The organism is Anoxybacillus suryakundensis, assembly GCF_001418025.1.
GTDB classification, from domain to species: Bacteria; Bacillota; Bacilli; order Bacillales; family Anoxybacillaceae; genus Anoxybacillus; species Anoxybacillus tengchongensis.
In genome coordinates this window covers 34,673-46,916 of the sequence record NZ_LIOK01000020.1, presented here as the reverse complement: position 1 = coordinate 46,916, position 12,244 = coordinate 34,673, and the positions used below count along the sequence as shown (strand labels likewise).

The following is a 12,244-nucleotide window of genomic DNA, read 5'->3' as shown; positions in this document are numbered from 1 at the left end:
CAAGCATCGAACAACGTATGGCAACGAAAGACGATGTGGCCGCTCTGGAAGACAGTATGCATGCGCTTGAACACCGTGTGGAGCATATCGAACAGACAATGGCCACAAAAGACGATATTGCAAGTATTGAACAACATATGGCAACGAAAGACGATGTGGCGCTTGTGCCAGCTATTCGGGAAATGGTTGGGCAGTTGATGGAACGAATGACTGTTGTTGAGTTGCATGTACAAGAAATTCCATCTATCAAACAGCAAATCGAGCAGTTGTCGCAACAAATGGAAGAAGGGTTTGAGAAAATAGCTCATCAAGAAACGATCCTACAAGCGTTATCACTCCGTTCGATTCAACAAGCAAACGATATCCACTATTTGAAAACAAACGTCATTTCCACGAAATAAGTGTAAGAAAAGGGTGTCGCTCGTTGGACACCCTTTTCTTTATGCTTCTAATTGCTCACGCCAATGATGTAACGTCGCTCGCTCTTCTTCGGTAATGATGCCGAGTTCCATCGCTGTTTCCATTAGCGCATCGTAATCAGTCACTGTATAGACCGGAACGTGTTCGCGTTCAAACGCTCGTTTTCCTTTTTGTAATCCGTATGTAAAAATCGCAACGACGCCAAGTACGTGACATCCTGCCTCCCGCAAAGCGCGTACGGCATTGAGTGAGCTGCCGCCTGTTGAAATTAAATCTTCAATGACGACGACATGTTGACCTGCTTCGATTTTCCCTTCAATTTGTTTTCCTTTTCCGTGTCCTTTCGCTTGACTGCGCACGTAACACATCGGCACATCGAGCCGTTCGCTCACCCATGCGGCATGAGGAATGCCTGCAGTAGCTGTGCCAGCAACGACTTGAACGGTTGGAAAATGCGTGCGAATAAGCGCGGTTAGTTCATCAGCAATCATTCGTCTCGTCGTCGGGTGCGCTAACGTCAACCGATTGTCGCAATAAATGGGGGCTTGTATGCCGGAAGACCAAGTAAACGGTTCGTTTGGGCTTAACGACACCGCACCGATGGAAAGTAATTGTTTTGCGATTTCTTTTTTCATCATTGTCCACCATCCCATTCTTGTTTTAACCGCTCATATGCCGCATACGGATCATGCGCTTTTGTGATGCTTCGTCCGATGACGATATAGTTTGTTCCGCGCTGTTTCGCCTGATTAGGTGTGACGATGCGCACTTGATCGTCCGCTTGATCGTCCGCAAAGCGAATGCCTGGGGTGACAGTGATAAACGATGACCCGAAAGTTGCGCGAAGAAGCGGCACTTCTTTTGCGGAACAAACGACGCCGTCAAGCCCGTTATCGTATGCAAGCTTAGCGTAATGAAGTACCGTTTCATTCATCGTCCGGTCAATTAACAATTCATCGTGAAGCATGCGTTCGTTTGTGCTCGTTAGTTGCGTCACCGCAATGCAACGCGGACGCTTCATTCCAGGAGGCGTCCCTTCTTCTAATCCTTCGACCGCTGCGCGCATCATCGCGCATCCTCCCGATGCATGAACGTTTACTAAATCGACACCTAATTTCGCCAAGCCTTTCATCGCTCGTTTCACTGTATGCGGAATATCATGAAGCTTTAAATCTAAAAAAATATGATGTCCGCGCTGTTTTAACTCGTCGATGATCGTTGGACCTTCTTGAAAATATAGTTCCATGCCGACTTTTAAAAAGAGCGACGTATCAGAAAATAGCTGTAAAAACGACCACACTTCTTCCTTGGATGAAAAATCAAGCGCCACAATAAACGGTTTGTCCATTGTTCCAGCTCCTTCCCGTACATTCCGAAATATGTTGAATGCCAAGTTCATCTAAAAGCGGTGGCAAATCGCGAATCACATTTGGACAAACGTACGGGTCGATAAAATGCGCTGTTCCGATCGCGACCGCGCTCGCACCAGCGTAAAAAAACTCAATCACATCTTCCGCACTTTGAATGCCACCCATGCCGATAATCGGAAGCGATACCGCCTGGCTTACTTCATAAATCATTCGCAGTGCAATCGGTTTAATGGCTGGACCGGATAACCCGCCGGTTACGTTCGCTAAAATCGGCTTCGCTGTTTTGACGTCAATGCGCATACCTAATAACGTATTAATCATCGTCAATCCGTCTGCTCCCGCTCGTTCAATCGCTTTTGCCATCGCGACAATGTTTGTCACATTTGGAGATAGTTTCACATACACAGGCACGGCAGACACTTCTTTTACCGCCCGCGTCAGCTCCGCAGCGACTTCTGGAACTGTTCCAAATGCGATGCCGCCCTTTTTCACGTTTGGGCATGAAATATTTAGCTCAAGCGCATGAACGTTTGGCGCTTTTGATATGCGCTTGGCGACTTCTACATATTCCTCTACCGTTGAGCCAGCAATGTTAGCGATAATCGGTACGTCGTATTGCGCTAACCACGGAAGTTCTTCAGCTAGCACTTTGTCTATACCGGGGTTTTGCAGTCCGATTGCATTTAACATGCCGCTTGGCGTCTCGGCGACGCGCGGCGTCGGATTGCCAAAGCGCGCTTCAAGCGTCGTCGCTTTAATCATGATGGCTCCAAGGACGCTTAAGTCGTAAAATTTCGCGTATTCCCGTCCGAATCCGAAACAACCTGAGGCAGGCATAATCGGATTTTTTAGCGAAAGTCCTGGCAATTCAACTGCTAATCGGTTCATAACACGACCTCCCCCGCTCGAAATACCGGCCCGTCGCTACATACTTTTTTATATGCTGTTTCGCTATGCGGCACGCGACATACGCATGCGAAACAAGCGCCGACACCGCAACCCATCCGTTCTTCTAATGACAAATATAGTTCTTTATGCGGAAATTGTTGTTGTAATGCTTTTAACATCGGCTTCGGTCCGCACGCATATAGCACATCAAACGAAAGAGCGTGATGTTCAATGACGTCGGTAACAAACCCTTTCATGCCGTACGAGCCGTCTGCAGTCGCCACATACGTTTTGCCGAACGAGGCGAAGCGTTCCTCGTAAAAGACGACGTCTTTCGTTTGAAAGCCGAGCACGATCGTCACACATACACCGTTTTTCACTAGTTGTTTCGCTAGTTCATATAACGGGGGCACCCCGATGCCGCCGCCGACAAGAAGGGCACGCTGTTCGCTAGAAAGGGCGGAAAGCGGAAAGCCGTTTCCGAGCGGACCGAGCACATCGAGCGTCTCCCCAGGCTGTTTTTGCGAAAGGAGCGTTGTGCCTGTCCCTTCCGCACGGTAAACGATCGTACATTCGCCTGCTTCGTGATTGATGTCGCAAAGGCTGAGCGGCCGGCGCAACAGTGGGGCGACGTTTGCTACTTTGACATGCACAAATTGCCCGGGCGTGTGCATGCGCTGAACGAGTGAACTAGCGAGCGTCAATTCATAAATGCCTTTCGCTATTTGGCGATTGGAGATGATTGTCATATGTTCGTTCATACGCCCACCTTCTTTTCTGCCATCGCTGTTGTCGAAAACGTCATCGCTTCTAAAACGAGAAGCATCGCTTTCGCTGTATCGAGCGACGTTAAACAAGGGATGCCGTTTTCTACCGCTTCGCGCCGAATGCGGAAGCCGTCGCTTTCCGTTTCTTTTCCTTTTGTTAACGTGTTAATGACAACTTGCGCTTCGCCTTGGCGAATGACGTCAAGAATGTTCGGTGTGCCGGTATGAATTTTCGCGACGACAGTCACAGGAATGTTCGCTTCGCGCAACGTTTGCGCGGTGCCATTTGTCGCAAGCAACTGATATCCAATATTGTAAAAGCGACGGGCGATGTCGATCGCTTCTTCTTTATCTTTATCGGCAATCGTTAATAAAACTGCCCCGTACGGACGAATGTGAATCCCCGAAGCGACAAGCCCTTTATAAAGCGCCTTCGCAAACGTTTCATCCTTCCCGATCACTTCGCCCGTCGATTTCATTTCTGGACCGAGCGAAATATCGACGTTGCGCAATTTCGCAAATGAAAAGACCGGTGCTTTCACATATACGCCTTCGCTTTCTTCTTTCAATCCGGTGTAGTAGCCAAGTTCTTTTAACTTCGCCCCTAAGATAACTTTTGTCGCGAGATTGGCCATCGGGACGTTCGTAATTTTACTTAAAAATGGAACGGTGCGGCTTGAACGTGGATTGACTTCTAACACGTACACCTCGCCGTCATATAACACGAACTGAATGTTCAACAATCCAACGATGCGCAACCCTTTCGCCAGCGCAATCGTATAGTCGACAATTTTTTGTTGAACGTCTTTTGTTAACGTTTGCGGCGGATAGACGGCGATCGAATCGCCCGAATGGACACCAGCGCGCTCAATATGTTCCATAATGCCCGGAATGAATACGTCTTCCCCGTCAGAAATCGCATCGACTTCGATTTCTTTTCCGATTAAATAACGGTCAATTAATACCGGGTGTTGCGGATTTACTTTCACCGCGTGCTCCATATAATGTAGCAGCTCTTCTTTTTTATAGACGATTTCCATCGCCCGACCGCCGAGCACATACGACGGGCGCACGAGAACAGGATAGCCGATGTCTTCAGCAATGTGTACCGCTTCTTCAACGGAAAACGCTGTTTTTCCTTTCGGTTGTGGAATGCCGAGTTGCGCAAGCGTCCGCTCAAATTTGTCGCGGTTTTCGGCACGATCTAAATCTTCAAGCGACGTGCCGAGAATGCGCACCCCGCGCGCCGCTAATTCCGCCGCTAAATTGATCGCGGTTTGGCCGCCAAATTGAACGATGACGCCCATTGGCTGTTCTAAATCGATGACGTGCATCACATCTTCAATCGTTAACGGTTCAAAGTATAGCTTATCGGAAATGCTAAAGTCGGTCGATACCGTCTCCGGATTGTTGTTAATAATGATCGCTTCGTACCCTGCTTCTTTAATCGCCCATACACAATGAACGGTCGCGTAGTCGAACTCGATCCCTTGCCCGATACGAATCGGACCAGAGCCGAGGACGACGACACTTTCGCGCGGCGTAACGAGCGATTCGTTTTCTTCTTCATATGTGCTGTAATAATACGGCGTTTCCGATTCAAATTCTGCGGCACACGTATCGACCATTTTATATACAGGCGTTATGCGAGCGCGTTTCCGCAGCTCATAGACGTCGCGTTCTGTCATTTGCCAGCATTTCGCAATCGCCACATCGGAAAAGCCCATTTCTTTCGCTTTTTTTAGTACGTCGATATCACCAACATGTTCGCGTAAAACAAATTCGTACTGTACGATGCCTGCCATTTTCGTTAAAAAGAACGGATCGATTTGACTCCATGCATGCACTTGTTCAACCGTTACGCCGCGACGAAACGCTTCTGCAATATAAAATAGCCGTTCATCTCCCGCTCTTTGAATGCGTTTTTGTAGTAATGCATCATCGACTTGTTCTTTTAGTTCCAAATGATAGACGTTCGTTTCAAGCGAGCGTACCGCTTTTAATAGCGATTCTTCAAACGTGCGCCCGATCGCCATCACTTCTCCTGTCGCTTTCATTTGCGTGCCGAGATGGCGGTTCGCTGATTCAAATTTATCAAACGGAAAGCGCGGAATTTTTGTGACGACGTAATCAAGCGTCGGTTCAAAGCAAGCGTACGTTTTTCCTGTCACAGGATTCATCATTTCATCAAGCGTTAAACCGACGGCAATTTTTGCGGCGAGTTTCGCAATCGGATACCCCGTTGCTTTCGATGCAAGCGCCGATGAGCGACTGACGCGCGGATTCACTTCGATGACGTAATATTGAAAACTGTGCGGATCAAGAGCGAGCTGAACGTTGCAACCTCCTTCAATACCGAGCGCACGAATAATGCGAAGCGAGGCGTTTCGCAACAGTTGATATTCGCGATCGCTTAACGTTTGGCTTGGGGCGACGACGATCGAATCGCCCGTATGAATGCCGACCGGATCGATATTTTCCATATTGCAGACGACGATCGCATTGTCTTTCGCATCGCGCATCACTTCATATTCAATTTCTTTATAGCCGGCGATGCTTTTTTCTAGTAAACATTGATGCACAGGGCTCATTTTTAAGCCGCTTGAAACGATGTCGACAAGCTCTTCTTCGTTCGTACAAATGCCTCCGCCTGTTCCGCCGAGCGTAAACGCCGGACGAACGATGACCGGATAGCCAATTTGGTCAACGAACGCATACGCTTCTTGTAAACTATGCACGATCGCGCTTTCTGGCACCGGCTCACCGAGTTCGTTCATAAGCGCGCGAAATTGTTCGCGGTCTTCTGCTTTTTCAATCGCTTCTAATTTCGTGCCGAGAATTTCAACGCCGCATTCTTCAAGTACTCCCGCTTTCGCTAATTCGACGGCTAAGTTTAACCCCGTCTGTCCGCCGAGCGTCGGCAAAATCGCATCGGGACGTTCTTTTCGAATGACGCGCGCGACAAATTCGAGCGTTAACGGCTCCATATACACTTTGTCAGCAATTTGTGTATCGGTCATAATCGTCGCTGGATTGGAGTTGACGAGAATGACTTTATACCCTTCTTCTTTTAACGCTAAACATGCTTGCGTCCCAGCATAATCAAACTCCGCTGCCTGCCCGATGACGATCGGTCCAGAACCGATGACGAGAATCGTTTCAATATCTTGACGTTTAGGCATGAACGACACCTCTTTCTTTTTTAAACTGTTCAATCATCGCGATAAAATCATCGAATAAATGATTGGCATCTTCTGGACCAGGCGACGCTTCCGGATGATATTGCACCGTAAACGCGGGAACATCTTTATGACGAAGCCCTTCAATCGTTCCGTCGTTTAATGCGATATGCGTCACTTCTAATCGCGTATGAACGAGTGACTGTTCTGTAACTGTGTAACCGTGATTTTGTGAAGTGATCGCTACTTTTCCTGTTTCAATATGTTTCACCGGATGATTGGAACCGCGATGACCGAACTTCATTTTTTCCGTATTCGCTCCGCAGGCAAGCGCAAACAGTTGATGCCCAAGGCAAATCCCAAAAAGCGGAACGTGACCAAGTATGTTTTGAATCATGTCAATGGCTTCTGGTACATCTTTCGGATCCCCTGGTCCGTTTGATAACATAACGCCGTCGGGATGAAGTTGCAACACATCTTCTGCGGTTGCGTTGTATGGTAATACGATGACGTCGCAATGACGTTTATTTAGTTCGCGCAAAATGCCGTGCTTCATGCCGAAGTCGATTAAAACGACGCGATGGCCGCGCCCTGGGCTAGCGTATGGGCTTTTTGTCGATACGCGCTTCACTTGATCGCGCGCAAGTTCCGCTTCTTTTAAATAAGCGACCGCCTCGGAAACGGACACGTCCATGTCACAAATCATTCCTTTTAGCGTGCCGTATTGGCGAATGATGCGCGTTAGTTTCCGCGTATCGACACCGGCCAACCCCGGAATGTTTTTTATGCGCAAATATTCGTCAATCGTTAGCTCGCTTCGCCAATTAGAAGGGGATGCGCACGCTTCTTTTACGATAAAACCGAACACATGCGGTTCAATCGATTCGAAGTCGTCGCGGTTTATGCCATAGTTTCCGATCAAAGGATACGTCATCGTCACGATTTGCCCGCAATATGACGGGTCGGTTAAAATTTCTTGATATCCTGTCATCCCGGTGTTAAACACGACTTCACCGATTGTTTGTCGTTCACTTCCAAACGCCTCGCCAACAAAGCGAGTCCCATCTTCTAAAATCAGTTGTCGTTTCATCTCTCTCTTCCTTTCTGCCAAACAATTTTTCCATCTACAATCGTCATCGTCGGCCATCCTTTACATGTCCAACCGGCAAACGGTGTGTTTTTTCCTTTTGAAGCAAATGTATGAGGATCAATGACTTGTTCATGATGTAAATCGATGACAACTACATCTGCTTTCGCGCCAACTTTTAGTTCCCCGCCTTCGATGCGAAACGTCTCCGCTGGCTTTTTTGAAAGCCAATCGACGAGCTGTTTTAACGTGCATATCCCTTTTTCAACAAGATGCGTATATAAGAGCGGAAAGGCGGTTTCTAATCCGACAATGCCAAACGGAGCAAGTGCCATCCCTTCGCTTTTTTCTTCTTCTGTATGCGGGGCATGGTCAGTTGCGATAAAATCAATCGTTCCGTCAAGTAATCCTTCGATTAACGCTTGTTGATCTTCTTTCGCTCGCAACGGTGGATTCATTTTAAAATTCGCGTCTAACGAATGAATATCTTCGTCGCAAAGCAGTAAATGGTGCGGTGTGACTTCGGCAGTGACGCGAATGCCTGCTTGCTTCGCCTCGCGAACGATGCGCACCGATTGTTTCGTACTTATATGGCAAACGTGGTAGTGACATCCTGTCGCCTCCGCTAACAGCACATCGCGTGCAATATGTACAGATTCGCAAACGGAAGGAATGCCTAAAAGCCCATGCCGCTTTGCAAATGATCCGTCATGCACGCATCCTTTATACGTGAGCGTTTCGTCTTCACAATGCGCGACAATTGGCATATCGAGAGAAGCGGCTTGTTTCATCGCCTCATACATCATACGTGCGCTTTGCACGCCAACACCATCGTCTGTAAATGCGAACGCCCCTGCTTCTTTTAAGGCGGCAAAATCGACGAGCTGTTTTCCTGCTTGACGTATCGTAATCGAAGCATATGGTAACACGCGCACGTGCGCCGTTTCGCGAATGCGGTTAACGAGCCATGCCATTTGTTGTTTCGTATCGGGTACAGGTTTTGTGTTTGGCATCGCCGCAATCGTCGTAAATCCGCCTTTGGCAGCAGCAAGCGTACCTGTAGCGATCGTTTCTTTATGTTCCCCACCCGGTTCGCGCAAATGAACGTGTACGTCGATAAATCCCGGCGCGACAAACTGTTCACACACGTCGATCACCTCGTCATGATCGCTTACAGCGATGTGAGGTGCGATTTGAACGATGCGCCCGTCGTTCATTTTTATATCAGCTAACGTCAGCTCGCCTTGTTGATTAAGCAAGCGTGCACGTTTGAAAATGATAGTCATGTTTTGTTCCCCCTTTTTGTATTGCTCGTTTTAATACAGCCATGCGCACGTATACGCCGTTTTCCATTTGTTTAAAAATGCGTGAGCGTTCACACTCAACGAGCTCGCTTGCGATTTCTACGTCGCGATTGACTGGAGCTGGGTGTAAAATGATGCTCGTTTTTTTCATTTGTTTTTCCCGCGCGATCGTTAAGCCGTATTGCTCGTGATATTGTTCTTTCGTCCATCCCATTTTTTCTTCATGCCGCTCATGTTGAATGCGAAGAAGCATAATCACATCTGCCTCTTTTACGGCTGTATCGAATTCGACGTACGTGCCATACGGATTCGTTATATCTTGCCACTCAGGCGGGCTGCAAAATAAGACATTTGCGCCTAGCCTTGTTAATATTTCAGCATTGGAACGTGCCACTCGGCTATGACGAATGTCACCAACGATTGCGATATGAAGCCCTATAAATGTGCCAAACTGTTGACGAATCGTCATTAAGTCCAGTAACGATTGGGTCGGATGGTGACCGCATCCGTCACCGGCGTTAATGATCGGGATATGAATCGTTTCGCGAAGTGAGTCAAAGTAATGATCAGATGGGTGGCGAATGACGACTGATTCCACACCGATCGCTTGCAACGTCCGAATCGTATCGTACAACGTTTCGCCTTTTTGGACGCTCGACATGTCTGCATCAAACGGAATGACTTCAAGCCCAAGTTTTCGTTCCGCAATTTCAAAGCTACATTTTGTGCGCGTGCTCGGCTCAAAAAATAAGTTGGCAACGAACGTTTGTTTATTCACTCGCCACGTCTCTCCGTTTGCAAATCGTTCCGCTTCATGCAAAATGGCAAGCACTTCATCAACTGATAACTCTGTTAACGTAAGTAAATGCATATAAAACTCCTCCTTTTTAGTAAAAAACACCTTGCCGAGCGAGGCAAGGTGTTTCAAAAGCATGAGGAAAGAGGCCGTTTCAATGAACGGATTTCCTCTGTCACACCTTTGTAAGCCTCGCTGGACTTCTTTTAAAAGGTGTGTTATGCGACATCATGTTTTTGTTCAAATACACTATCCGACACTTTCGGGCGACCTGGCAAAATGAGGTTTAATACGATACCTGTGATGGCTGCAAGCGCCATACCGTGCACTTCAAATTGTTCTGATACTTTGACAACAGCATCCCCGATGCCAATGACGAGAATGACAGATGAAATGACTAAGTTTCGTTTATCTCCAAAGTCGATTTTACTATCGACAAGCATGCGCAAACCAGAAGAAGCGATAATTCCAAACAATAAGATGGATACACCACCCATGACCGGCGTCGGAATGGAGCTAATGAGCGCTGTCACTTTACCGAGAAATCCGAACGCGATCGCAAGGACAGCGGCGCCAGCTAACACGTACACACTATATACGCGTGTAATTGCTAATACGCCGATATTTTCGCCGTATGTCGTCTTCGGTGGACCACCGATGAGCGCAGAAATCATCGTTGCTAATCCGTCACCGAAAATGGAGCGATGTAAACCTGGTTCTTTAATGTAGTCGCGCCCAACGACTTTGCTTAATACGAGCTGATGACCGATATGTTCAGATAATGTCACAATCGCCACAGGCACCATCAAAAGCACAATATCGAGCGTCACACGCACGTCATAATGAACGAACGGCAATAAGAAATCAGGCATCTCAAGCCATTTTGCTTTCGCCACCCCTGATAAATCGACGACACCGACAGCTAACGCGTACACGTAACCGACGATAATGCCCATAAGGACAGGCACAAGACTAAACATTCCTCGCGATAAAATCGAGAACATAATTGTTGCGGCAAGCGTCACAACTGCAACAGAAAAGTGCGTCAAGCTATATTTTCCGTCTGGACCGTTCATCGCCATGCTGACGGCGACGTTGGCTAATCCTAAACCGATGACGATAATGACTGGACCGACAACGATTGGCGGGAGTAAATTCATAATCCAACGATACCCTGCTTTTTTAATCGCTAAAGCGACGATGCCATATACGAGTCCGGCTAAAAAGCTGCCGATCATCGCCGCACCCGGACCACCAGCTGCTTTGGCTGCAATAATGGGTGTAATAAACGCAAATGATGAACCGAGGTACGCAGGAACTTGCCATTTTGTGACGATTAAAAAGGCGAGTGTGCCGAGTCCGCTTGAAATGAGCGCCATCGCTGGACTTAGTCCGACTAAATACGGCACTAAAATCGTTGCACCAAACATCGCAAATAAATGTTGTAAACTAAGTGTAACAAGCTGCCCGAAAGAAGGGACATCTTTCACGTCTAATACTGGTTTGTTCATCTTCTCTCTCCCTTTCTTTTATATAAAAAACCCTCTTTGTCCGTACAAAGGCACAAAGAGGGTGTAGGAAACGAATCCCCTTTGTCAGCCTCACTGGACTGCCTTTAAAAAGGGTGCTTTATTCATGTATGCTGACTTGATCGATGTCGTCTACTTCTTTCAATTCGACGACGATCATTTCCGAGCTTGACGTCGGAATGTTTTTGCCGACAAAATCAGCGCGAATTGGCAATTCACGATGACCGCGATCAACGAGCACCGCCAATTGAATTTGTGCCGGACGTCCAAGATCCATCACGGCATCCATTGCTGCGCGCACCGTTCGGCCTGTAAATAATACGTCATCAACTAAAATGACTTTTTGATTCGTAACAGAAAACGGGACGTCCGTTCCTTTCACAAGCGGTTCGCGATCGTCCGTTTTTACCGTTAAATCGTCGCGGTACAATGTAATGTCTAGCTCGCCAACAGGAATGGATGTTCCTTCAATTTGTTCAATGCGTTCGGCTAATCGTTTTGCTAAGTAAATGCCGCGCGTTTTAATGCCGACGAGCACACAGCCGTCAATCCCTTTATTGCGCTCAATAATTTCGTGGGCAATGCGCGTCAATGCGCGTCGAATCGCTTGTTCATCTAATACGATCGCTTTTTGCATCGTTTCACCTCCATAAGAAAAGCGCAAAGCGCCCTAATTTCACCTAAAGGCAGCCCGCATCCTGCGGGCAACGGCGAAATGTCGCCATCCTTGGCTCCGCGAAGAGCGCACAAGCCCCACCGAGGAGGCTGCCGCCGAAAGAAAGGGCGGAGCGCATCACACCGATGGCGCTTGGAGCTAGACAGCTCCCTAAATCTGAAATTTTATACTTTCTTGTCTTTTACAAAAAAACCCCCTCACCGTTTGGCGAGAGGGTACATGTAGGCA

10 protein-coding genes and 1 pseudogene are annotated in these 12,244 nt (G+C 47.7%); 1 reads left to right on the top strand and 10 read right to left on the bottom strand.

All coding sequences use genetic code 11. The features are described 5' to 3' along the window. Positions 1 to 401: pseudogene (locus ASC42_RS14100) on the top strand (hypothetical protein); the annotation flags it as partial. A gap of 39 nt (positions 402 to 440) precedes the next feature. On the opposite strand, the gene pyrE reads toward ASC42_RS14100, so the two are convergent. From pyrE to pyrR, 10 genes are all read right to left on the bottom strand, one after another. Further along, positions 441 to 1,055, bottom strand: a complete 615-nt coding sequence (gene pyrE, locus ASC42_RS11855; RefSeq protein ID WP_055441926.1) for an orotate phosphoribosyltransferase — start codon at positions 1,053 to 1,055, stop codon at positions 441 to 443. After that, the gene (gene pyrF / locus ASC42_RS11850; RefSeq protein WP_055441920.1) at positions 1,055 to 1,768 is read right to left on the bottom strand and encodes an orotidine-5'-phosphate decarboxylase; all 714 of its coding nucleotides are present in this window, start codon (positions 1,766 to 1,768) and stop codon (positions 1,055 to 1,057) included. The genes pyrE and pyrF overlap by 1 nt, the downstream gene beginning before the upstream one ends. After that, positions 1,740 to 2,678 (bottom strand): dihydroorotate dehydrogenase, encoded by a 939-nt coding sequence (locus ASC42_RS11845; protein ID WP_055441919.1) that lies wholly within the window; start codon positions 2,676 to 2,678, stop codon positions 1,740 to 1,742. Before ASC42_RS11845 ends, pyrF begins: the two co-directional genes overlap by 29 nt. Then, the gene (locus tag ASC42_RS11840; RefSeq protein WP_055441918.1) at positions 2,675 to 3,439 is read right to left on the bottom strand and encodes a dihydroorotate dehydrogenase electron transfer subunit; all 765 of its coding nucleotides are present in this window, start codon (positions 3,437 to 3,439) and stop codon (positions 2,675 to 2,677) included. Before ASC42_RS11840 ends, ASC42_RS11845 begins: the two co-directional genes overlap by 4 nt. Then, a complete protein-coding gene (carB, locus tag ASC42_RS11835; protein WP_055441917.1) occupies positions 3,436 to 6,627 on the bottom strand; it encodes a carbamoyl-phosphate synthase large subunit in 3,192 nt (1,063 codons plus the stop codon). The genes ASC42_RS11840 and carB overlap by 4 nt, the downstream gene beginning before the upstream one ends. Continuing rightward, entirely contained in the window at positions 6,620 to 7,714 is a 1,095-nt protein-coding gene (locus tag ASC42_RS11830) for a carbamoyl phosphate synthase small subunit (RefSeq protein WP_055441916.1), read from the bottom strand. Before ASC42_RS11830 ends, carB begins: the two co-directional genes overlap by 8 nt. Further along, a complete protein-coding gene (locus ASC42_RS11825) occupies positions 7,711 to 8,997 on the bottom strand; it encodes a dihydroorotase (RefSeq protein ID WP_055441915.1) in 1,287 nt (428 codons plus the stop codon). Before ASC42_RS11825 ends, ASC42_RS11830 begins: the two co-directional genes overlap by 4 nt. After that, positions 8,963 to 9,886 (bottom strand): aspartate carbamoyltransferase catalytic subunit, encoded by a 924-nt coding sequence (locus tag ASC42_RS11820; protein WP_055441914.1) that lies wholly within the window; start codon positions 9,884 to 9,886, stop codon positions 8,963 to 8,965. The genes ASC42_RS11825 and ASC42_RS11820 overlap by 35 nt, the downstream gene beginning before the upstream one ends. A gap of 143 nt (positions 9,887 to 10,029) precedes the next feature. Then, positions 10,030 to 11,322: a solute carrier family 23 protein gene (locus ASC42_RS11815; protein WP_035046596.1), complete on the bottom strand. Its 1,293-nt coding sequence runs from the start codon at positions 11,320 to 11,322 to the stop codon at positions 10,030 to 10,032. A gap of 118 nt (positions 11,323 to 11,440) precedes the next feature. Then, positions 11,441 to 11,977, bottom strand: coding sequence for a bifunctional pyr operon transcriptional regulator/uracil phosphoribosyltransferase PyrR (pyrR, locus tag ASC42_RS11810; RefSeq protein WP_032101519.1), 537 nt, complete (start codon positions 11,975 to 11,977; stop codon positions 11,441 to 11,443). Positions 11,978 to 12,244: the final 267 nt, after the last annotated feature.